The 22,234-nt window shown below is 73.8% G+C and carries 19 protein-coding genes; 4 read left to right on the plus strand and 15 right to left on the minus strand.

The window, feature by feature from the left end:
• Positions 1–6: 6 nt before the first annotated feature.
• The 4 genes from SMD20_RS09945 to SMD20_RS09960 all read right to left on the minus strand — a co-directional run bounded on the left by SMD20_RS09945 (position 7) and on the right by SMD20_RS09960 (position 6,545).
• A complete protein-coding gene (locus SMD20_RS09945; protein WP_329578049.1) occupies positions 7–1,650 on the minus strand; it encodes a potassium/proton antiporter in 1,644 nt (547 codons plus the stop codon).
• A 79-nt stretch (positions 1,651–1,729) separates the two neighbouring features.
• A complete protein-coding gene (locus SMD20_RS09950; protein WP_329578051.1) occupies positions 1,730–3,121 on the minus strand; it encodes a sensor histidine kinase in 1,392 nt (463 codons plus the stop codon).
• Positions 3,122–3,219: 98 nt separating this feature from the next.
• The gene (locus SMD20_RS09955) at positions 3,220–4,881 is read right to left on the minus strand and encodes a sigma-70 family RNA polymerase sigma factor (protein WP_329578054.1); all 1,662 of its coding nucleotides are present in this window, start codon (positions 4,879–4,881) and stop codon (positions 3,220–3,222) included.
• Positions 4,878–6,545, minus strand: coding sequence for a ricin-type beta-trefoil lectin domain protein (locus SMD20_RS09960; protein WP_329592490.1), 1,668 nt, complete (start codon positions 6,543–6,545; stop codon positions 4,878–4,880). Before SMD20_RS09960 ends, SMD20_RS09955 begins: the two co-directional genes overlap by 4 nt.
• 364 nt (positions 6,546–6,909) lie before the next feature.
• Between SMD20_RS09960 and SMD20_RS09965 the strand changes: the two genes are divergently transcribed.
• On the plus strand, positions 6,910–7,854 hold the full coding sequence (locus tag SMD20_RS09965) for an N-acetylglucosamine kinase (protein WP_329578056.1): 945 nt from the start codon (positions 6,910–6,912) through the stop codon (positions 7,852–7,854).
• A gap of 167 nt (positions 7,855–8,021) precedes the next feature.
• Here the strand turns inward: SMD20_RS09965 and SMD20_RS09970 are convergent, their stop codons facing one another.
• A complete protein-coding gene (locus SMD20_RS09970) occupies positions 8,022–8,549 on the minus strand; it encodes a hypothetical protein (RefSeq protein WP_329578059.1) in 528 nt (175 codons plus the stop codon).
• Positions 8,550–8,715: 166 nt separating this feature from the next.
• Between SMD20_RS09970 and SMD20_RS09975 the strand changes: the two genes are divergently transcribed.
• The 3 genes from SMD20_RS09975 (at position 8,716) to SMD20_RS09985 (ending at position 12,716) form a co-directional block, all read left to right on the plus strand.
• Positions 8,716–9,225 (plus strand): SigE family RNA polymerase sigma factor, encoded by a 510-nt coding sequence (locus SMD20_RS09975; protein WP_329578062.1) that lies wholly within the window; start codon positions 8,716–8,718, stop codon positions 9,223–9,225.
• Positions 9,222–10,322: a hypothetical protein gene (locus SMD20_RS09980; protein WP_329578065.1), complete on the plus strand. Its 1,101-nt coding sequence runs from the start codon at positions 9,222–9,224 to the stop codon at positions 10,320–10,322. The genes SMD20_RS09975 and SMD20_RS09980 overlap by 4 nt, the downstream gene beginning before the upstream one ends.
• Positions 10,323–10,490: 168 nt before the next feature.
• The gene (locus SMD20_RS09985; RefSeq protein ID WP_329578067.1) at positions 10,491–12,716 is read left to right on the plus strand and encodes a polysaccharide lyase 8 family protein; all 2,226 of its coding nucleotides are present in this window, start codon (positions 10,491–10,493) and stop codon (positions 12,714–12,716) included.
• 11 nt (positions 12,717–12,727) lie between these two features.
• Here the strand turns inward: SMD20_RS09985 and SMD20_RS09990 are convergent, their stop codons facing one another.
• The 10 genes from SMD20_RS09990 to SMD20_RS10035 all read right to left on the minus strand — a co-directional run bounded on the left by SMD20_RS09990 (position 12,728) and on the right by SMD20_RS10035 (position 22,234).
• A complete protein-coding gene (locus SMD20_RS09990) occupies positions 12,728–13,759 on the minus strand; it encodes an ABC transporter ATP-binding protein (RefSeq protein WP_329578070.1) in 1,032 nt (343 codons plus the stop codon).
• Entirely contained in the window at positions 13,756–14,619 is an 864-nt protein-coding gene (locus tag SMD20_RS09995; protein ID WP_442942466.1) for an ABC transporter permease, read from the minus strand. The genes SMD20_RS09990 and SMD20_RS09995 overlap by 4 nt, the downstream gene beginning before the upstream one ends.
• Before the next feature lie 6 nt (positions 14,620–14,625).
• On the minus strand, positions 14,626–15,429 hold the full coding sequence (gene modA / locus SMD20_RS10000; RefSeq protein ID WP_442942467.1) for a molybdate ABC transporter substrate-binding protein: 804 nt from the start codon (positions 15,427–15,429) through the stop codon (positions 14,626–14,628).
• A 13-nt stretch (positions 15,430–15,442) separates the two neighbouring features.
• Positions 15,443–15,853, minus strand: coding sequence for a TOBE domain-containing protein (locus tag SMD20_RS10005; protein WP_329578075.1), 411 nt, complete (start codon positions 15,851–15,853; stop codon positions 15,443–15,445).
• Between the two features lie 154 nt (positions 15,854–16,007).
• Positions 16,008–16,685 (minus strand): DUF6461 domain-containing protein, encoded by a 678-nt coding sequence (locus tag SMD20_RS10010; protein ID WP_329578077.1) that lies wholly within the window; start codon positions 16,683–16,685, stop codon positions 16,008–16,010.
• Positions 16,686–16,730: 45 nt separating this feature from the next.
• Positions 16,731–17,435, minus strand: a complete 705-nt coding sequence (locus SMD20_RS10015; protein WP_329578080.1) for an N-acetylmannosamine-6-phosphate 2-epimerase — start codon at positions 17,433–17,435, stop codon at positions 16,731–16,733.
• Positions 17,432–18,382 carry an ROK family protein gene (locus tag SMD20_RS10020; protein WP_329578083.1) on the minus strand — a complete coding sequence of 317 codons (951 nt, stop codon included), beginning with the start codon at positions 18,380–18,382 and terminating at the stop codon, positions 17,432–17,434. Before SMD20_RS10020 ends, SMD20_RS10015 begins: the two co-directional genes overlap by 4 nt.
• Complete coding sequence (locus SMD20_RS10025) at positions 18,379–19,308, minus strand: dihydrodipicolinate synthase family protein (protein ID WP_329578087.1); 930 nt, start codon at positions 19,306–19,308, stop codon at positions 18,379–18,381. Before SMD20_RS10025 ends, SMD20_RS10020 begins: the two co-directional genes overlap by 4 nt.
• Positions 19,305–20,294, minus strand: a complete 990-nt coding sequence (locus SMD20_RS10030; protein ID WP_329578090.1) for an ABC transporter ATP-binding protein — start codon at positions 20,292–20,294, stop codon at positions 19,305–19,307. The genes SMD20_RS10025 and SMD20_RS10030 overlap by 4 nt, the downstream gene beginning before the upstream one ends.
• Positions 20,291–22,234, minus strand: a complete 1,944-nt coding sequence (locus SMD20_RS10035; protein ID WP_329578093.1) for a dipeptide/oligopeptide/nickel ABC transporter permease/ATP-binding protein — start codon at positions 22,232–22,234, stop codon at positions 20,291–20,293. Before SMD20_RS10035 ends, SMD20_RS10030 begins: the two co-directional genes overlap by 4 nt.

A 22,234-nucleotide genomic window follows, 5' to 3' on the forward strand; every position in this document is an offset into this window, starting at 1 on the left:
CTGGGGTTACGGCTCGTCGCGCTGCAGGCCCTTGGGGGTGATCCCGGCCCACCAGGCGGCGACGGCCTCACGCGCGCGGACGAGGGCCGGGACGGCGGTGCGGCTCGCGCCGGACAGCGGCAGCGGCTCCCGCCCGGCCCGCCTGGGGGCCGGCCCGGCCTCGCCGCGCCCGTCGTGCCACTGGGCCAGCCGCCCGCCGCGGCCCACGGCGCGCAGCCGGTTCTCGACCTCGGCGCGGGTGGCGGGCGTGGTGACGATGAGCACCTCGTCGCCCTCGCGGAGCGGGGTGTCGGGCTCGGGGACGAGGGTGTCGCCGTCACGGATGATCAACGTGACGATGGACGGCTTCGGCAGCCGCAGCTCGAAGATCTCCACGCCGTTCATCCGCGAACCCGGCGGGATGGTGAGCGTGAGCAGGTCGGCGGCCAGCACGTTCAGCGGCGCCGCCTCGATCTCCACCTCACGGGCCTGGTGCGGCTGGGTGATGCGCAGCAGCCGGGCGATCAGCGGCAGGGTCGGCCCCTGGATCAGGGTGAAGATGACGACCAGGACGAAGACGATGTTCAGCAGCTGATGGCTGCCGGGGACCGCGGCGACGATGGGATAGGTGGCCAGCACGATGGGGACCGCGCCGCGCAGCCCCGCCCACGAGATGAAGGCCTGGTGCCGCCACCCCATACCGAACGGGGTGAGGCAGGCGGCCACCGAGACGGGCCGGGCCACGAGCAGCAGCACCAGGCCGATGATGACCGCGGGCAGCAGCGCGGAAGGCAGCTCGCGCGGCGTGACCAGCAGGCCGAGCATGACGAACAGGCCGATCTGCGCCAGCCAGCCGATCCCCTCGGCGAAGGACCGCGTCGCGGCGCGGTGCGGCAGCACGGCGTTGCCCAGCAGGAGCCCGGCCAGGTAGGCGGCCAGGAACCCGGAGGCGTGCACGGCCCCTGCGGCGGCGAAGGCGATGACGCCCAGGCCGACGGTGGCCAGCGGGTACAGGCCGCTGGCCGGCAGCGCCACGAACCGCAGCGCCGCCGTGCCCGCCCAGCCGATCGCCAGCCCGATCGCGGCTCCGGCCACCAGCTCGAAGCCGATCTCCGCGGCGATGGAGAGCGGGTCAGGCAGGTCGGTGACGCCGGTGGAGAAGACGATCACCAGGATGACGGTGGGCGCGTCGTTGAAACCGGACTCGGCCTCCACCAGTCCCGCGACGCGGCGCGGCAGGGGCAACGCGCGCAGGACCGAGAAGACGGCCGCGGCGTCGGTGGAGGAGACGATCGCGCCCAGCAGCAGCGAGAGCTGCCAGTCCAGGCCGAGCAGCAGGTGCGCCCCTGACGCGGTGATCGCCACGCTGACCGCGACGCCGAGCACCGACAGCAGCGCCGAAGGCAGCATCAGCCGCCTGATGTCGCTCCAGCGGGTGCTGAGGCCGCCCTCCACCAGGATGATCGCCAGCGCCGTCGTCCCGAGGAGCTGGGCCAGCTGGGCGTCGTCGAAGTCGATGCCGAGCACGTCCTCGCCGAGCAGCACGCCGAGCGCCAGGAACAGCAGCAGGCCGGGCAGTCCGAGCTTGGTGGCCGTGCGGGCGGCGGCGATGCTGGCGAGTAACACCAGGCCGCCGGCCAGCAGGACTGCGTACAACTGGTGCAAACTCATCCTGAATCCTCACATCACGTCAACGCTCAAGCCGGGCCCCAGCACGTTCTTACGGGTCCGATTCCTACCAGTTAGATCACTATCGGGGCGATCCCTTAGGGTCCGTGTCCCCCACGCCCGGCCCCTCCCCGGGCGGGTCTCCCACGCCCGGGTCGCTCTGGTCGCGCAGCAGGCGCAGGATCAGCCGGCCGCCCGGCCCCTCGCCCACCAGCAGTGTCCCTCCGTGCGCCTGCGCGATGTCGCGGGCGATCGCCAGGCCCAGGCCGCTGCCTCCGGTGTCGCGCGAGCGGGTCGCGTCCAGGCGGGTGAAACGCTCGAAGACCTGCTCACGCTTGTCCGGCGGGATGCCGGGCCCGTCGTCCAGCACCTCGACCTCGGCCAGCTCCCCGGCCGCGCGCACGGTGACGTGCACGCGGGTGTCGCCGTACCGGTCGGCGTTCGACAGCAGGTTCGTCAGCACCCGGGCCAGCCGCAGCCGGTGCCCCCGGACGATCACGCCGGGCTGGATGGACGTCGTCACCGGCAGCCGGGTCTCGCCCCGGCGGCTGATCTCCTCACCGACCAGCGCCCCGAGGTCGATGCGCTCGTTGCGTACCGAGGGCGCGGCGTCCAGGCGGGCCAGCATCAGCAGGTCCTGCACGATGGCGGACAGCCGGTACGCGTCCCCCAGCGCCGCCGCCCAGTCCTCGTCCCGCCGCTCGGCCATCCCCGCCTCCAGCCGCACCGTCATGGCCGTGATCGGGCTGCGCAGCTCGTGCGAGGCGTCGGAGACGAACCTGCGGTGCCGGTCCACCGCGTTCTGCAGCCGCTCCAGCGTGTCGTTGACGGTGACGGCCAGCTCGGCGACCTCGTCGTCGGTGGCGGGCACCTCGACGCGCCGGCTCAGGTCCTCGGCGTTGATCCGCTCCAGGCCGCGGCGGATGCGCTCGACGGGGGCGAGGACGCGGCCGACGCCGTACCAGGTGCCCCAGGCCATCAGGGCCAGCAGCAGCGCCGCCGACCCGTACAGCAGGACGAACAGGAACGGCGAGCGCAGCTCGCTCGGCTCCCGGACCGCGGCGTAGGCCATGACCGGGCCGTACGCGCTGGTCTGGTCGAACAGCCCCACCACGACCATGCACGTGCCGGGCGGCACGGCGTCCGCGGGCGTCTCCTCGCCGCACACCCGCTCGTTCACGAGCGACTCCCCCGGTCCGGGCCGGGCGCGGGTGAGCGGCGGCGCGCCGGCGAGCTCGGCACTGGCCGCCACCACCCGGCCCGCGCCGTCCACGACCTGCAGGAATCTCACGTCGTCCAGCTTCGGGATCCGGCCCGTGAAACGGGACCGGTCGATGAGCACGGTCAGGCGGCGGGCCGCGGCCTCCGCCCGCTTCTGAAGGTCGTCACGCGCCTGCGCCAGGAAGAGCGACGAGATCACGAAGACCCCCGCGAACAGGATCACCCCGAACAGCGTCACCGTCGCGACCGTCATCCGCGCTCTGATGGACCGGCCCCACATCATGAACCGACTGTTTCACCCGCGATGACAACGGTCGGCAAAAGACCTGCCATGACGGCTCGCCGGGCGCGTCAGCCGTTCGCGAAGGTGATGCTCTGGTCGGCCGAGCCGGTGTAGGGGCCGTACAGGATGAACGCCGTCGGCGGGCGTTTGCCGACGAACTCCTTGCCGATGGACAGGGCCTTGCCGGAAGGGACGCTCACCAGGCGGCGCACGCCGTCGCTGAAGGCCGGGCGGTGCCAGCGCTGGGCCGGGACGGAGGCGCAGGGCCGGAGGCGGACGGCGAACATGCCGCCGCCGTTGAACGCGGTGGTGTCGTACTGCTCGCCGGCGGCCAGGCAGCGGCCGGTGACCACGTTGACGAGCTGGAACTGCTGGGCGGAGCCCCTGGTACGCCAGGCCGTGCGGGGGTCGGCGCACGGCAGCGCCGCCACCTCCGCGCCCGCCACGCCGACGCACCGGCCCGCGTGCACGAGCCGGACGCCCGCCTGCGCGGCGGCGGACGGGGTCGCGCGCCCGGTGGGGGTGCCGGCGCTCCTGCGGGCCGGCACCGAGGTCCGCGACCGGCCGGCCGTCGCTCTGGGCGTGGACGTGGCCGTCGGCCCGGCCGTGGACGTGACCGCCGGCGTCCTCGTCGATGCCGGCTTCCGGGTCCGCGTCGGCGTCGCCGCGTCGGCCGGCGGGCTCGCGGCCGAGGGCGGGCCGGCCGTGGGAGCGGCGACCGGCGGCGCCGGGGCAGGCGCGGGCCCCAGGGCCACGCCGACCACGGCCACCGCGACGACCACCGCCGCCCCCACCACCGGAATCGCCCACCCCGGCACCCCCGGGAAAAGAGCACCCCCCTTCCCGGCGACGGCGCCTTCGGAGGCGACCGCCCCCTTCCCACCGACCGCACCCTTCCCAGCGACCGCGCCCTTGGAGGCGGCGGCTGCCTTCGTGGTCGCGGAGGCGGCCGGGGCCAGGGACGTCGCCGTCGTGGCGGTCCACTCGCCCGCCTTCAGTGCGAGAGGGAGCAGCGCGACGGGGACCGCCGCGCGGAGCGTGGCGTTGAGGTCGCGCAGTTCCGCGTGCGCCCTCGCGCAGCTCGCGCAGTCGCTCAGGTGTGTACGCAGCCCTCGCGGCAGCCGGTCGCTGCGCTTGCGTACGACCGCCGCCAGCGGCTCGGCGTACTGCAGGCAGCGCGGCGACGCCCCCGCCACGTGCGCCGCCAGGTACGCCTTGCGCAGCCCTTCCCGAGCCCGGAAGGCGAGCACCCCCACGTTGCCCGGCGTGACGCCGAGGATCTGCGCGACCCGTTCCGGCTCCTCCTCCTCGATGAGCGTGTGCCACAGCACGGTCTGCCAGCGCGGCGGCAGCGACCGGTAGGCCCGCGTCACAAGATCGTCGGGCGGCTCGGGCGGCGACGTGGTGAGCTCGTCCTCGCGGAACTCCTCCGTCAGCACGATCCGCTGCTGGGAGCGGGCCCACTCGATCGCCGTGTTGCGGGCGACCGCGTACAGGTAGGGCCGCCACGCGTCGCTCGGGCCGCCCGAGCCGTGGCGCACGGTGCGCAGGGTCCGCGCGAAGGACTCGCTGGCGAGGTCCTCGGCGGTGTGCGGGTCCTGGCACAGGCGGCGGGCGAAGGCGAGGACGGCGGGATAGTGCCGCTCGTACAGCTCGGAGACGGCACGCTCGTCCCCGGCCCTGACCAGGCGGGTCAGGGCCGCGTCCTCGCCTTTCTGATCGTCCGTCACTTGAGCAGGAATTTGACCGAGTTCTTCGGATATGCGGCCTTGGCATAGACGGCGGCGGACCTGCCGGCGCCGGCGACGATCCGGGTGGCCCTGGTCGTCGCGCTCTTCAGCGTGACCGAGCCGCCGGTCCTCTCCAGCAGCCAGCGCTGTCCCTTGGCGCCGCCGCTGCACGCGGTCATGACGACCGCACGCTTGCCGCCGCTGATCCTGCCGAGCGCCAGGCAGCGGTTCTTCTGGCGCAACTGCACGTGCTTGCCGGCATTGACGACGTCCCACGTGGCGCCGCAGGAGCCGAGGCGTACCCGCGTGCCGGACACGGTCAGGCAGGTGCCGTACGAGCTCCTGAACCGGACCTTGCCCGGCGCGGCGACGTCCGGCTCAGAGGTAGGCCCAGCCGTCGGGGCTGCGGTCGGCCGGGACGTCGAGCTCGACGTGGGCGTGGGCTTGGCCGTCGGGGCCGAGGTGCCCGGCTGGGCGGGCGCGGGGTCGAGGCCGTCGAGCAGTTCGGCCACGAACTCGCCCTTGCCGTCGGCCACCACCGCCCCGCCGTCCCGGTTGTCCTTGATGGAAAGCTTCTTGCCGCCCGCCCGGTTGGCGAAGTTGGTCTTGTCCTGGCCGGCCTGCGGCAGCCACTGCTGGGACTTGTCCTTCTTCACGCACGCGGCGGTCACGACGGTCTCGGCCATGGCGAGGCAACGGCCGGTGGCCGCGTTGCGGATCGTCAGGTAGCCGTCGTCGTCGATGGCGCGCTGCCAGGTCTGCGCGGCGCCGTTCGCGCAGGTGCGCTGCACGACCTGGGCCGCGCTCCCGTCGAGGCACCTGCCGCCGTCGACCGCCTTGACGCGGAACTGCCACACCGGGCTTGGCTGGTCCTGGATGAGGTACGGGCTGAACGCCACGTTCCTGATCTTCTCCAGGGCCGGCTGCCTGACCGGGGTCGGCTCGAAGTAGCGGAAGTCGTCGATCCGGCACGAGTCGAGGTGGTAGTTGGCCGCGAGGTCGCTCGTGCACTCCTTGCGGTTGCCCATGTCGCGGCAGACCGGGTCGTTGCCGTTCACCCCGCCGCCGTCGCAGTGGGAGAGCCCGAAGCTGTGAATCAGCTCGTGGGTGAGCCCGGCCTCGCTCCAGCACCAGCGCGGCAGGATGACGTTGCCGCCGCTCATCCCGGCGTTCGCGCCGCCGCCCGTGCAGGAGTCGGTGATCTCGTTGTCCCTGACGAAGTACAGCGGCTTGACCCGGTTGGCCTTCCAGAGGGTGCGCACCTGCGCCGGCTGCGCGTCGAGGTTCTCCTCCATCGCCTTGCCCATCTCGGCCCGGTTGCGGCCCTTGGTGAACGGCAGCTTCGCCACCACCGGGCGGCAGCCGGCGTCCTGCACGACCCGCAGCCGCCGGGAGATCCCGAACCGCTCGGCGCTGGAGTCCACCGTCTGGTCGGTCTCCCAGAGGGTGTTGAGCAGCGCGGCGCTGTCGGCCGCCCAGGCGTCCTGCCCCGGCTGGTGGACATAGATCGGCAGCACCCAGCCCTTGTCGCCGGCGTCCGCGCGGTCGCAGGCGAACGGCGAGCGGGCCGCCGGCGCGGCCGCCGCCGCGACGACGGCGGGCGAGGGAACCACCAGAACCGCCGCCACCATCGACAGCAGCAGCGTCATGAAGATCGATCTCATCGTGCTCAAGCAGAGCTCCTTTCCTTTCACAAGGGAGGAGTCCGGCTGCTCGCCTTGATTACGCGACTTCGCGAAATTTTCCCGGAAGTCTGCACCGAGTCAGAGTTCGTGCGACTCCACGGCCCGCACCGTGAGGTCGAACGCCTCGGTGGTGCGGTGGAAGGTGCGCTGCGCCGGGTCCTGCGGGCCGATCTCGCGGCCGAGGTCGATCTCCCGGCGGGACGACGGCCAGGTAGTCCGGGACCTGTCGATGACATGAGCTCTTCCCCCGGGTCGTGAGTTTTTTATGATTCGCCAGGTACAGCAGAACTTCATCACAGCAGATCCGGGCGCCCGCCATCCCGCCCCTCGGAGGAAGTGATCCATGGAACTGTTCCTAGGCATCGACGCCGGCGGCACCTCCACCCGCGCCCTGCTCGCCACACTCACCGGCGAACGCGCCGGTCAGGGCCTCGCCGGCGGCGGGAACCCGGCCGCGCACGGCGTCGAGGCCGCGCTCGCCGAGATCACCGCCGCCGTACGGCAGGCGCTCGGCGACGTGGACCCGCGCCGGGTGGCGGACGGGGTCATCGGGCTGGCCGGGCTCGGAGCGCTGGAGGACCCGGCCGTCCACGCGGCGTTCGGGCGCGCGTGGGCCGCGTGCGGCCTGCGCTTCCCGGTGCGCGCGGTCGAGGACCCCCTGCTCGCCTTCGTCGCGGGCACCCCGGAGCCGTCCGGGCACGTCCTGCTCGCCGGTACGGGCGCGGGCGCGCTGCGCGTCGAGGACCGGCGGGTCACCCGCGTCGGCGACGCACTCGGCTGGCTGCTCGGCGACGAGGGCTCCGGGTTCTGGCTCGGCCGGGCGGCGGCGCGGGCCGCGGTCCGCCAGCTCACGGCGGGGACCCCGGGCGAGCTGGCCCGGCTGGTCACCGAGGCGGTCGCCGGGCCGGGCGCGGCCCTGACGCCGCGAACCGGGGAGATCGTCATCATCCGGGCGCAGGCCGCGCCCGTGCCCACGCTGGCCCCGCTCGCCCCACTCGTCGCGCGGGCCGCCGAGGCGGGCGACCCGGCCGCCGCCGGGATCGCGGAAGCCGCCGCCGACCGGCTGCTCGGCACGCTGGCCGGGGTGCGCGCGCCGGGCGAGACGACGCCGATCGTCCTCGCCGGCGGCGTCCTGACGGCGGACGGCCCGGTCCGCGAGCACGTCCTGCGGCGGTGCGCGGACCGCTGGTCCGCGCCGATCTCCGTCGCCGGCGACACCGCCGCCGCGGCCGCCTGGCTGGCGGCCGGAGCGGAGGCGCCGCACACCGCCTGGTTCCCACGGCCCTGACCAGGGCCCGCTCACCCTTCGACGATCGGACTCAGCTGTTCAGATGCATGGTTCTCCTTGACATCGCCTTCACCGGCTCCTTCACGGACGGCCTTGAGTACCCCCCACGGGTCACCGTACGGCGGTCGCGGGGCTCCCGTGCGCCTGCACCTGAGATGACGACCGGCTCAGCGCGGCGGGCCGGCCGGGCCCCGGCACCGGCACCCGGCCACGGTCCGGCCGGAACGGCCGCCGGGCGGGCGCGCCACCGGCCCTTTGGGGCACGAGCCCACCGGCGCGTAGCGGCGAGGAGGGACGCGCCGCAGCGCCGGCCGGGCCGCCGACGGCGGGGTGCCGCGCGGCCGGTTCTCGCGCTTCCCGCCGGAGCGGCGGGCGTGGCGGCGCACGATGCCGTAGAGGCCGCCGGACAGACACATGCCCACGACCACGACGAACCTGAGCACGTCGGGCACGCCGGTCACGATGAGCTCACCGGCGGGCTGGATGAGGAAGCCGGTGGCGAGGGTCCAGACGACGAGGCCCATGACGGCGGCGGCCCGCAGGTCGGCCGCGAAGGCGGCGTAGCAGCACCCGGCCAGCCCCATGACGGCGAAGCGCACCTCAAGCTGGCCGATGGGCACCAGCAGGGCGGTGATCGCGCAGGCCGCCACCGCCGCGAAGAACCCCACCCCGATGCTCAGCTCGATGGAGGGCACGCGGCGGACCCTGGCGCTGCAAGAGATCACAGCTCCCATTCAACGGCCAGGAAGGACGGCCGGGCAACATGATTGACCCCGTGATGGCTTTTCTCGCACCGCCCATCCCGCGCCTGCAACCTTTCGCCCGCCGGGCCGCGTTGGCAACGGGCGAGAGGAGATCACATTGGATCGTCACGAGGGCTTCCGCGAGTTCGTGCTCGCCCGGCAACAGGCGTTGATGCGGACCGCGTACCTGCTCGTGGGCGACCGTCACCTCGCCGAGGACCTGTTGCAGAGCACGTTGACGAACGTCGCCAGGCACTGGCACAAGCTGGCGGCGGGCGGGAACGCGGAGGCGTACACCCGCAGGGCGCTGGTGAACCAGTACATCTCGTGGCGGCGCAGACCGCGCTTCGAGGTGCCGAGCGCGGAGCCGCCCGAGCAGGGCGTCTCCTACGACGAGGCGGCGCTCGACCGCGTCGTGCTGCGGCGGGCGCTGGCCAAGCTGACGCGCAAGCAGCGCGCGGTGATCGTACTGCGGTTCTGGGAGGACCTGACGGAGGCCCAGACCGCGGAGGCGCTGGGCTGCTCGATCGGCAACGTCAAGAGCCAGACCCATCACGCGCTGGCGCGGCTGCGCGCGCTGGCGCCGGAGCTGAGCGAGGACTTCGAGGCCGAGGAGGTGTCCAGATGAGCAGGCTGCGCGCGGCACTCGAAGAGCTGGCCCAGGAGGCGCCGGACGTGGCGTCCACGACGGACCTGGCGGCGCTCGCGGTGGCGAACCATCAACGACACAGGAGACATATCACTATGGCAACGGCCTTTTTGACGACGGTGGCGATCGTCGGTGCGGTGACGGCGGGCGTGACGCTGACCGGGTCCGGCCAAGCCGCCCCCGCCACGTCGTCGGTGCCCGACCTGCCCTCGGGCAAGGTGGGCGAGCTCAGCCACGCGTACCTGACGGCCTGCGAGGTGGACAAGTCGCAGACGCCGCCGTCTTTCGACTGTTCCGAGGTCGAGTGGCGGGTCGTCACCCGCACGGGCAGGACCTACCGGGTGCCGCAGGCGCTCGCCACCACCGCCGGCGATCCGCGGCCGCCGGTCGCGATCAGCAGGGACGGGCGGATGTTCGCCTACTACAGCAGGAAGGAGGGGGCGCACGTGGTCCGCGACCTGGTGGCCGGCACCCAGGTCGTCTCGCGGGCCAAGGTGAAGGAGTCGCAGATCGGCGGCGGCTCGATGCTGGTCGTCTCCGAGGACGGGCGCCACCTCGCCTTCGACCCGCGCGAAGGGAGCAAGTATCCGGGGCTGCTGATCGACGTGCGCACCGGTAAGACGACCACGCTGAACGGCAAGTACGAGGCGATCGGCATCAAGAACGGGCTGGTCGAGCTCATCCGCTACCGCAAGACCGACCTGTGGCTGATGCCGGTCACCGGCGGCGGCAAGCCGGTGCGCTTCCCCGGCACGTACATCATGTTCAGCGAGCCCGCCCCGGACGGGCGCACGGTGGCCGCGATCGAGTTCGACGAGATGCAGAAGAAGAAGGTGACGCTGCTCGACGCCAAGACCGGCCGGGTGGTGCGGAAGGTGACGGTGAAGGGCGTGCCGGCCAGGACGCAGCCGGACTCCGTGCGGATCTGGGCGAGCGCGTCCGAGCTGGTGCTCGACTACCAGGTGAAGACGGAGCTGCGCAGCTACGCGCTGAACGTCTACACGGGGCGGACCCGGCTGCTGCACAAGGTGTCCCTCGCCGACTCCCAGGATGTGAAACTGCCGGCCGAGTGGTGACGGCGATGGCGCGATGAGTGGTCCTTCTACCGACATAGGATCTTCTCATCTGCCATCAGCCCCCATGCCCGAAAGGCCGCCATGATGCACCCCCTCAGCCGGCGGTCCGCCTTGCTGGGCGCCTCGGCCGTGGCCGGTGCCGCCCTGTGGGAAAGGCCGGCTGAGGCGGTGAGCACCACCATGAGCACCGCCGCGTTCGACGCCGCGCGGGAGCGCTGGGTGAGCCTGCTGGCCGGCGGCGCGTACGACCCCGGCCACACCGACAAGATCCAGGCCATCGAGGGCTCGGCGAACGCGGTGCTGCGCAAGCTGAAGCCGGACCCGCGCCGCCCGAGCCTGTGGCCCGACCTGCCGCTGGCCAACCCGCGTACGGGCGACTTCAACCGCTCCTACAACCGCATGCGCACGCTCGCGCTCGGCTGGGCCACGCCGGGGACCGCCATGCACGGCAACCCCCAGGTCGCCGAGACCGCGGTCAGGGCGCTGGACTTCCTGTACGAGCACGCCTACCACGAGCGCCTCGACCGGCGGGGCAGCAACTGGTACTGGTGGGAGATCGGCGTGCCGCGCGCGCTCACCGACACCTGCGCCCTGCTCTACGACGGCCTGCCGAAGGACCACCTCGAACGCTGGCTGCGCCCGTTGCGCCGCTGGTGCCCCGACCCGGAGCGGCGGATCAGCCATCCCGGCGTGGTCGAGACGGGCGCGAACCGGGCGGGCAAGGCCATGGCCGTCGCGATGCGCGGGCTGCTCACCCACGACGCGCGCCTGGTCAAGCGGGCCAGGGACGCGGTCTCCGACCTGTTACGGCGGACGAAGGGGCCCGGCGACGGCTTCTACCGCGACGGGTCGTTCATCCAGCACGACGTCTACCCGTACACCGGCAGCTACGGCGTGGACTACCTGGAGAGCGTGGCCAAGCTGATCGCCATGCTCGCGCGCTCGCCGTGGGAGATCCCCCGGATCGGCAACGTGTACGAGATCGTGGACCGCTCGTTCGTGCCGTTCGTCTTCGACGGGCTGATGATGGACTGCGTCCGCGGCCGGCAGATCTCGGTGCAGGGCCACCGCGACCACCATTCGGGGCAGAAGACCGTCGAGGCCGTCCTCACCCTGCTGGACAGCGCGCCCGAGCGGCACGCCCGGCGCTGGCGGCCGCTGGTGAAGGGCTGGCTCACCCGCAACCAGGCGATCCCCTTCGGCACGCACGCGCCGCTGGCGAGCCTCGCGCGGGCCGAGGCGCTGCTGGCCGACGACGCGGTGCCGGTCGGGCCGCGTACGACGGGCACGTACGTCTTCGCCGACATGGACCGCGTCGTGCACCGCCGCCCCGGCTGGGCCTTCGCCATCGCGATGAGCTCGGAGCGCATCGGCGCGGCCGAGGCCATGAACCAGGAGAACCTGCACGGCTGGTACACCGGCGACGGCATGACGTACCTCTACACCGACGACCTCACCCACTGGAACGACGACCTCTGGCCGACGATCGACCCGTACCGGCTGCCGGGCACGACGGTCGACACCCGCAGGCGCGCCGACCTCGCGCACGGCACGCGCCGCCTGCCGCCCACCCCGTGGGCGGGCGGGGTGGCGCTCGACGGCGAGTACGGCGTCGCCGCCATGAAGCTGGTCGCGGGCGGCTCGTCGCTGCGCGCCAAGAAGGCGTGGTTCCTCCTCGACGACGCGGTGATCGCGCTCGGCGCCGGCATCACCGCCTCCGACGGCCGCCGGATCGAGACGGTCGTGGAGAACCGCAACACCCACGCCGAGCATCCGCCGCTGACCAGGGGCGAGCGGTGGCTCCACCTGTCCGGCGTGGCCGGGTACGCGCTGCTGGACGGCGCCGAGGTCGGCGACGAGGTCAAGGTGATCCGCGAGAAGCGCACCGGACGCTGGCGCGACATCGACAAGGGCGCCACCACGGGCGGCGACAAGACCCCCGTCACCAGGCACTACACGACGATCGTGATCGACCACGGCGCCGATCCGCGCAAGGCGCGCTACGCCTACGCGGTGCTGCCCGGGGCCTGCGCCGAGCGGACCGCCGCCTACCGGCGGCAGGTGGACGTCCTGGCCAACAACGCGACGGCGCAGGCCGTCTCCCGGGGCGACCTGATCGCCGCGGTGTTCTGGCGGGCGGGCCGCGTCAAGACCCCGCACGGGACGCTCTCCGCCGACGGCCCGTGCACGCTGGTGCTGCGCCGCGACCGCGGGCGGGTGCGGATCGCCGTCTCCGACCCGTCCAGGACCGCCGACGAGGTGCGGATCAGGCTGCCCTGGGCGGTGCGCTCGGTCGTGAAGGGCGGCCGCAGCGTGCGCAGATCCAAGAAGTCGATCAAGGTGGAGGTCGGCGGCAGCCGCGGGAGCACCCACACCGCCGTCGTCCGCGTCTGACCCGCGCTCGTTCACGCCGGGTAGGCGTGGGTCTCGGTGGCCTTGACCGACGCCCAGATGCGCTGGCCCGGGGTCAGGTCGAGGTCGGCGACGGCGGCGGGGGTGATGTCGGCGAAGGCGGTGACGGGGCCGTCGAGGTGCACCCGTACGTTGTCGCCGTGCCGTTCGATGCCGCCGATCGTGGCCTGCCACAGGTTGCGCGGGCTGCCGTCGGGGCGGCTGCGGTAGAGCGCGACGGCGGCCGGCGGGAAGGCGACGAACGCCGGCCCGTCCAGGTGCTCGGAGGTGTGCAGCGACAACTCTCCCACCTTGACCAGGGCCCCTTCCGCCACGCCCCGGTAGAGGTTGAGCCCGACCAGGCGGGCCACGTAGTCGGTGCGCGGGCGGCGGGCGACCTCGGCCGGCGGGCCCTGCTGGACGATCGTGCCGTGCTCGATGACGATCAGCCGGTCGGCCAGCACCATCGCGTCGAGGGGGTCGTGGGTGACCAGCACGGTGGCGCCGTCGAAGTCCGCCAGGTGACGGCGGAGCTGGGAGCGGATCTCCAGCCGGGTGTGGGCGTCGAGCGCGGCGAGCGGCTCGTCCAGCAGCAGCAGCTCCGGCCGTACGGCCAGCGCGCGGGCGAGCGCGACCCGCTGGGCCTGCCCGCCGGACAGCTGCCGGGGCCTGGCGGCGGCGCGGTCGGCCAGCCCGACCCGCTCCAGCAGGGTGGCGGCGGCGCGGCGGGCCTCGGCCTTCGGCACGCCCTGGCAGCGCGGCCCGAAGGCGACGTTGTCGAGGGCCGACAGGTGGGGGAACAGCAGGTAGTCCTGGAACACCATGCCGATCGGGCGCTGCTCGGCGGGCAGGGTGTGCAGCGGGCGGCCGTCGAGGACGATCTCGCCCCCCGACAGCCCGGTCAGCCCGGCGAGGGCGCGCAGCGCGGTGGTCTTGCCCGCGCCGTTGGGTCCGAGCAGCGCGACCACCTCGCCGGCGGCGACGTGCAGGTCGAGATCGAGGGTGAACGCGGCGCGGGTGACCACCAGGCGGGCGTCGAGGGTCATGCGGCGCTCACCCACCGGTCGCGCAGGCTGGCCAGGATGATCACCGAGACGGCCAGCAGCACGAGGCTGAGCACGATGGCGGCCTCCGGCTCGGTCTCCAGGGCGAGATAGACGGCCAGCGGCATCGTGCGGGTGGTGCCGGGGAAGTTGCCGGCGAAGGTGATGGTCGCGCCGAACTCGCCGAGCGCCCGCGCCCAGCACAGCACCGCCCCGGCCACCACCCCGGGCATGACCATCGGCAGCGTCACCCGGCGGAAGACGGTCCAGCGGGAGGCGCCGAGCGTCGCCGCGGCCTCCTCGAAGCGCTGGTCGGCGCCGCGCAGCGCGCCCTCCACGCTGATCACCAGGAACGGCATCGCCACGAACGCCTCGGCCACGATCACCCCGGCGGTGGTGAACGGCAGCGTGACGCCGAAGCTCGACTCCAGCCACTGCCCGACGAGCCCGCGCCGGCCGAGCACGAGCAGCAGCGCCACGCCGCCCACGACCGGCGGCAGCACCAGCGGCACGGTGACCAGCGCCCGCACCAGCTTCCGCCCGGGGAACTCCACCCGGGCCAGCAGCCAGGCGAGCGGCACCCCGAGCAGCAGGCAGAAGGCGGTGGCGACGGTGGCGCACACCAGCGACAGCCGCAGCGCCTCCAGCACGTGCGGCTCGGCCAGCCGGGCCAGCAGCGTCGGCCACGGAGCCCGGATCAGCAGCCCGGCCAGCGGCAGCACCAGGAAGACCAGGCCCGCGACGGCGGGCAGCACCAGCATCCACGGCAGCCGCCCGGCGATCTCACGGCCCGCGGCCCGCCGGCCCCGGGACCCTGCTGACGGGCCCGGCGGGCCGGCTTGTTCCGGTGCGGAGAGGTTCATGGGCGATCAGGGAGCCTCGAAGCCGGCCTTGGTCAGCACGTCCTTGCCCTGCTGCGACAGCACGAGGTCCACGAACTGCCCGGCCAGGTCACCGGCGGGCGCCTTGGCCAGCGTGGCGATCGGGTAGTCGTTGATCGCCTGGTCCGCCTCGGGGAACTCGATGCCGGTCACCTTGCCCGCCGAGGCGATCACGTCGGTCCGGTAGACCAGCGCCGCGTCCACCTCACCCAGCTCGACCTTGGTGAGAGTGGCCTTGACGTCCTGCTCCAGGGTGACCGGGGTGACCTTCAGCCCGGCCGCGTCCAGCGCCTTGACCGCCGCCGCGCCGCACGGCACCTGCTCCGCGCAGAGCGCCACCTTCACCTTGGCGTCGGTGAGGTCCTTCAGCTCGTCCACCTTGGCCGGGTTGTCCTTCGGCACGGCGATCTGCAGCTTGTTGCGGACGAACGTGACCGGCGAGGCCGCCAGGGACGCGTCGGTGACGGTCTTCATCGTGGCCGGGCTCGCCGCGGCGAACACGTCCGCCGGCGCCCCCTGGACGATCTGCTGGGCCAGCGTCGCGCTGGAGCCGAAGTTGAACCTCACCGTGGTGCCCGGATGCGCGGCCTCGAAGGTCTTGCCGAGCTCGATGAACGTCCCGGTCAGCGACGCCGCCGCGAACACCGTCACCTCCTCGGCCCCGCCACCGGCGGCCGAGGACGAGCCCGTAGCGGGGGTCGCGGCCGGCTCGCCGGAGCCGCAACCTGACAGGCCCGCCAGCGCGAGCGCGACAGGCAGGACGATCGCCCATCGGGAAGGACGCCTGAACACCAAGGGGGGCTCCTCACAAGGTACTGGCCACGCGCTCGTGACCGGGGATCTCCACGACGACGTTGGTGGACTTGATCACGGCGACCGCCACCACCCCCGGTTCCAGACCCAGCTCGTCGGCGGCCTGCCGGCTCATCAGCGACACCACCCGGAACGGCCCCGCGGCGATCTCCACCTGCGCCATCACCGCGTCGCGGATCACCTCGGTGACGATCCCGCGAAACCGGTTGCGCGCCGACGAACGGCCGCCGTCCACCTCTTCGACCTGGGCGCGGGCGAAGGCGGCCAGGTCGGCGCCGTTCAACTGCCGGTGGCCGTGCTCGTCCCGCTCGGCGGCCAGCCGGCCCGCGTCCACCCACCGCCGTACGGTGTCGGAGCTGACCCCGAGCAGCGCCGCGGCCTCGCTGATCCGGAACGTCGTCACAAGCCCTCACCATACCTTCCGCACATACAAGCCTGAATATCGGGCTGCCGCCGCAACAGCGGCCGGATCCTGGGCCTTGCCATGGCATCCACGAGCCGGACGAGGTCCGCCGCCGCCGCAGCGGACACCGATCCATCCTCCATCCGGCGAAGCGCTACTCGCGTGGCCCGAACGGGTCCACGACGGGGCCCACGAGCATCGGCCGGTCGAGCAGGTCAGGGGTGAAGGATACGCCGGTGATCCGCGCCGCGAGCGCGAACGCCCTGGGCACGGCGGTGTCATAGTTGAGCTGCCAGACGGCGTCACAGGCGGCGTCGTCGCCCTCGGGCATCTCCAGCGCCATGCCGAGCTCGCGCATGTGGTCGTTGAGGCGGTCGGGGTCGGAGCCGTAGCGGTCGTGGGGGTGCCGCAGCCGGTAGCCGGTGACGCTCTCGCCGTCGACGGCGTACTCGAAGCTGTGCTCGGCGGCGTAGTCGTGCCGGGTGACCGCCACGACCTCGCAGCCGCGCGACAGCCGGGGCAGCACCTCGTGGAGGGTGACCATCCAACCAATCGGCTCGACGGCGACGGACCACTCCCCCTCCTGGAAGACGCCGACGTGGCCACCGCCGTCGCCGCCGTCACCGCGGTCGACGAACTCCTGGGCCGCCTCGTCGAGCCCGGCGAAGTCGGACTCCTTCCCCAGGTCCTCACCCCTGCTGAACCGCCGCACCACCTTCACCGGGTCGAGGCGGCGGAAGAAAGCCACGCTGAAGATGACGTTCAGCGGGCTGGGCCGGCACTCGGGCGCGGCCAGCCACTGGAACGGCGCCAACGGATCGATCATCGTCATGCGCGTCATCGTGGCAGACCGCGCCGACAGTCCTGGGCCTTCTGGTCAGGGGCGGGGGGTGGTGCTCGTGACGCGCTCGGCGAACCAGCGGGTGATGGTCGTGGGGTGGGTGATGGCGGTGCCGACGACGACGGCGTACGCGCCCGCCGCGACGGCCGCCCCCGCCTGCTCCGTCGTGTGGATGCGGCCCTCGGCGACCACCGGGACGGGCAGGTCGGCGGCGAGCCGGGCGAGCAGGTCGAGATCGGGGCCGTCCGTTTTGCGGGAGTAGGGCGTGTACCCGGCCAGGGTGGTCCCGACGACGTCCGCGCCGGCCTCGGCGGCGGCGACGCCCTCCTCGTGCGTGGAGACGTCGGCCATGACGAGCCGGCCGGTCCGCTTGTGCACGGCCGTCACGGTCGCGGCGAGGCTGAGGCCATCGGGCCGCGGGCGGCCGGTGCCGTCCACGGCCACGATGTCGGCGCCCGCCTCGGCGACGGCCAGGGCGTGCTCCAGGGTCGGGGTGATGTGGACGTCGCCGTCACCGTCCTTCCACAGGCCGATGAGCGGCAGGTCCAGGGCGGCCCGGATGCGGCGGAGGTCCTCGACGCCCTGGGCGCGGATCCCGGCGGCGCCGCCCGCCGCGGCGGCCTCGGCGACGCGGCGCATGGTGTCGGGGTCGCGCATCGGCTCACCGGGGTAGGCCTGGCACGAGACCACGAGCCGTCCCCGGATCGCCTCCAGCACGGGATGAGCGGCAGTGGGAGTCATGGGTCCTTCCTGATGAGGGGGCGTTCTAGTCCCGGCCCGCCGTCGTCCGTGGTCAGGGCCAGGCGGGCGGCGCCGAGGAGGGCGGCGGTGGAGGAGAGGGCGGCGGCCCGTACCGGGACGTCCCGCAGGGCGGGCAGCGCATCGGCGGCGACGGCCGCGCGCAGCGGTCCCCACCAGGGGTCGCCGCATCCGGCGACGCCCCCGCCGACGATCACGATCTCGGGGTCGAGGACGTTCATCAGCCCGCCGATCGCCTGGCCGAGCGCGCTCGCGCCGGTGGCCAGGACCTCGGCGGCCACCGGATCGCCGGCCGCGGCCAGCCGGGCGACCTCGGCGAGGCCGCCGGCGGTCTCCGTCCCGGCCCGGCGGCGGTACTCGCGCAGCAGCGCGGGCCCGGACGCGACCGCCTCCACGTGCCCGTGGCCGCCGCACGGGCACGGCAGCCCGGCCGCCGCGGCCACGGGGACGTGCCCCGCGTGGCCGGCCACCGCGTGCGCGCCGTGCCGGACCCGCCCGCCAAGGACGAGCGAGGCCCCGACGCCGGTGCCGACGGCGACGAGCAGGACGTCGGCGTGGCCGGCGGCGGCGCCGCGCCACTGCTCGCCGAGCGCGTGCGCGTGCACGTCGTTGTCGACGGCCACCGGCAGGCCGAGCCTGCGCGACAGCTCGCCGCGCAGGTCGGTGCCGGCCCAGCCGGCGAGTGCGCTGGTGGCGGAGACGACCACCCCGCGTACGGGGTCGATGACGCCCGCGCTGCCGACGCCGACGGCGGCGACGTCCTCCCGGAGAAGGGAGCGGACGAGGCCGGCGGCGGTGGCGAGGATCGCCTCGCGGCCCTCCGCGGCCGGGGTGGGCCTGGTCGCGGTCTCCAGCAGCTCGCCGGAGGGGTCGACCAGGCCGGCGGCGGTCTTCGTCCCGCCGATGTCGACGCCGACGACGAGACTCACAGCAGCCCGGCCTCCTCCAGGCGGGCGGCCACGGTGCGGGTCTCCTCGGCGGTCAGCTCGCGCATGGGCGCGGCGACGGCGGCCCGGTCGATGACCTTCCGCAGGGCGAGCGCGGTCTTGAACGCGCCGACGCCCCGCGTGCTGCCGCCGGCGCTGTCCGGGGAGGCGGCCTCGACGATGCGGAACAGCCGGGCCAGGCGGTCCTGTTCGGCCCTGGCGTCCGCCCAGCGGGCTTCGGCGCAGGCCCGCAGCAGCCGTACGTAGCCGTGCGGGTCGACGTTGGCGAGGCCGGGCACGGCGCCGTCGGCTCCGGCCAGCATCATCGCGTCGACCACGACCTCGTGCCCGGTCAGCGCCGAGAAGCCCGGCATTCCGGACGTGCCCAGGACGACCTGGCGGAAGCCGACGTCGTCTCCGCTGGAGTCCTTGACGCCGTCGATGACGCCGTCGGCGGCCAGCGTCAGGGTCTGCTCGACGGTGAGCTTGGTGTGCACCGACACCGGCACATCGTAGGCGAGGAGCGGCACCTCGACGGCCGCCTTGACGGCGCGGAAGTGCCGGTCGACCTCGACGGGGTGGACGCGGGCGTAGAACGGCGGGGTCACCACGACGGCGTCCGCGCCGAGCTTGGCGGCGATCTCGGCCCGTTCGATCACGCGGGGGGTGGTCGTCTCGATGCAGCCGGCGAGCACGGGCACCCGGCCCGCCGCCGTCCCGATCACGACCGCCAGCGCCCTGTCCCGGCGGGAGTCGGTGAGGAAGGCGCTCTCGCCGGAGCTGCCGAGCGCGAACAGCGCGTCGACACCCGCCTCGATCAGGAACTCGACCAGCCGCTCCAGCGATGCCGCGTCGACCTCGCCCTCCGTCGTCAGGGGCGTGACGATCGGGGGGACGACGCCGCGGAAGCGGGGTGTGCGGGGACTCAAAGGACGCTCCTTACAGGGGTTTCGGGGTGGAGGCAGTGCCAGGCGTGCGCGTGGTCACGTTCCGCGTGGGTCGCGGGCGGGAACTCGGCCGCGCACGCGTCGGTGGCCTTCCAGCAGCGGGTGCGGAAGGGACAGCCGGACGGCGGGTGGGTGGCCGACGGGACCGGGCCGGTGAGGACGATCCGCTCGCCGTCGTCGAGCAGGCTGGGCGTGGCGGAGAACAGGGCCCGGGTGTAGGGGTGGCGGGCGTGCCCGGCCACCTCGGCGGTCGGGCCCTCCTCGACCACCCGGCCGAGGTACATCACCGCGATCCGGTCGGCCAGGTAGCGCACCGTCTGGATGTCGTGGGAGATGAACACCAGCCCGAGCCCGAGCTCGGTCCGCAGGTCGAGCAGCAGGTTGAGCACCTGGGCGCGGACGGAGACGTCGAGCGCGCTGGTGGGCTCGTCGGCGACGATCACGTCGGGTTCGAGGGTCAGGGCGCGCGCTACGGCGACCCGCTGGCGCTGCCCGCCGGACAGCTGGCCGGGCAGCGCCGCGGCGACGTGGCCGGGCAGCCCGACGAGGTCGAGCAGGTCCCGTACCCGCTCCTCGCGCTGGCGGGGCGTGCCCCGGCGGTGCACGTCGAGCGGGTCGCGCAGGATGCGGCGGACGGGCAGGCGGGGGTTCAGCGCGGTGGAGGCGTCCTGGAACACCATGGCGACCGCGGCGCCGGCCTCGCGGCGGCGCCGCTTGGCCGGCAGCGTCCACAGGTCCTCGCCGCGGAAGCGCACCGTCCCCGAGGTGGGGGCCTGGAGGCCGACCACCACCTTGGCCAGCGTGGACTTGCCGCACCCCGACTCGCCGACCACGCCGAGGATCTCGCCGCGGCGTACGGACACGGTGGCGTCGCTGAGCGCGTGCACCTTGTCGCGGTGGATCAGTCCGCCGCTGCGCGCGGTGTGCACGACGTGCACGTGTTCGAGGCTGACGACGGGTTCGGTCACGACTGTCCCCCTCCAGGGTGGAAGCAGGCCCGCGCGTGCTCGCGTGGGTCGCCGGCCAGCGGCGGCGCCTCGGCGCGGCAGAGCGCGTCGGCCGCCGGGCACCGGTTGGCGAAGCGGCAGCCCGGCCCGAAGTCCTGCGGGGCGGGCACCATGCCGGCCACCTGGTGCAGCCGCTTGGCCCCTGCTTCGAGGGTGAGCACCGAGCCGAGCAGGCCGCGGGCGTAGTGGTGGCGGGCGCCGGACAGCAGCGAGGCGGTGGCGCCGACCTCGGCGAGCTGGCCCGCGTACATGACGGCGACGCGGTGCACGAGCTGCCCGACCAGGCCGAGGTCGTGGGAGACCAGCACCATGGCGAAGCCGAGCTCCTCGCGCAGCCGGATCAGCAGCTCGACCACCTGGGCCTGCACGGTCACGTCGAGCGCGGTGGTCGGCTCGTCGGCGACCAGCAGGCGCGGGCTGCGGGACAGCGCCATCGCGATCAGCACCCGCTGGCGCTGACCGCCGGACAGCTCGTGGGGGTAGCTGCTCGGGGTGCGGCGCGGGTCGAGGCCGACGAGTTCGAGCAGTTCCTCCGGCGTACGCGTGCCGCCCCGCCTGGTGAGCTGGCGCAGCTGGGTGCCGACGAGGACGGACGGGTTCAGCGACGACATGGCGTCCTGGTAGACCATGGCGATCTCCGGGCCGGAGATGGCCCGCCGCTCGCGGGGCGGCAGGTTCAGGATGTCGCGGCCCTCGTACAGGATGCGGCCGCTGGTCTCGGCGCCGCGCGGCAGCAGGCCCATGACGGCCAGGCTGGTCAGGCTCTTGCCGCAGCCGGACTCCCCCACCAGGCCCAGCGTCTCGCCGACGCGGACGTCGAAGGAGAGCCCCTGGACGACGGGGACGTCGCCGTAGCGCTGCGGGAAGCGGATCGTGAGGTCCTCGACCGACAGCAGGGGCGCGGCCTCGGGCGGCAGCGGCGGGACGCGCGGCGCCCGTTCGCGCACCCGGACGGCGAGCCGGGCGAGCGCGTCGTCCACCTCGGCGGCCTGCGCGGGGGCGGTCCGCGGCGCGGTCTCCTCCTCGGCGCGGGCCGCCGCCGTACGGCGGGCCGAGCGCGGCGCGGCCCAGGCGTCGGTCAGCCCCTCGGCCAGCAGGTTGAGCGCGAGCACGGTGACGAGGATCGCCAGGCCGGGGAAGAACGTGGCCCACCAGCCGCCGGACAGCACGATCTGCCGCCCGTAGGCGAGGACGTTGCCCCAGCTCGGCGCCGGGTCCTGGATGCCCGCGCCGATGAAGGACAGGCTGGCCTCGAAGATGATCGCGTCGGCCACCAGGACGGTCGCGAAGACCATGATCGGCGCGGCGCAGTTGACGGCGACGTGCCTGATCAGGATGTGCCTGCGGGGCGCGCCGAGCACCTGTTCCGCGGCGACGTAGTCCTCGCCGTACTGGGCGAGGACGTTGGCCCGTACGACGCGGGTGAGCTGCGGCACGTACAGGAAGGCGATGGTCATGATGAGGACGGGCAGGTGGCGGCCGAAGACCGCGACGAGCACCGCGGCGAGCGCGATGCCGGGGAAGGCCATGATCACGTCCAGGACGCGCATGATGCCCTCGTTGACGGCCTTGCGCGAGGTGGCCGCGAGGCTGCCCAGCACCGCGCCGGCCAGCACGGCGAGCGCGGTCGCGCCGAGGCCGATGAGCAGCGAGGAGCGGGCGCCGTGCGCGATCCTGGCGAACACGTCGCGCCCGGCCCGGTCGGTGCCGAGCCAGTGGTCGCCGCCCGGCGGGGCGGCGGGCGTGCCGGTCGCGAGCGGGTCGCCGGCGAACAGCGGCGCGAGCACCGCGAACAGCGCGACGGCGACCAGCACGGCGAGGGAGATGGCGGCGACCGGCGAGAGGCGGCGGAAGCCGATCCCGGCCCGGGACAGCCGGGCGGTCAGTCCTGCTCTGAGCAT

This window comes from Nonomuraea sp. LP-02 (genome assembly GCF_036289125.1).
Classification (GTDB): domain Bacteria; phylum Actinomycetota; class Actinomycetes; order Streptosporangiales; family Streptosporangiaceae; genus Nonomuraea; species Nonomuraea bangladeshensis.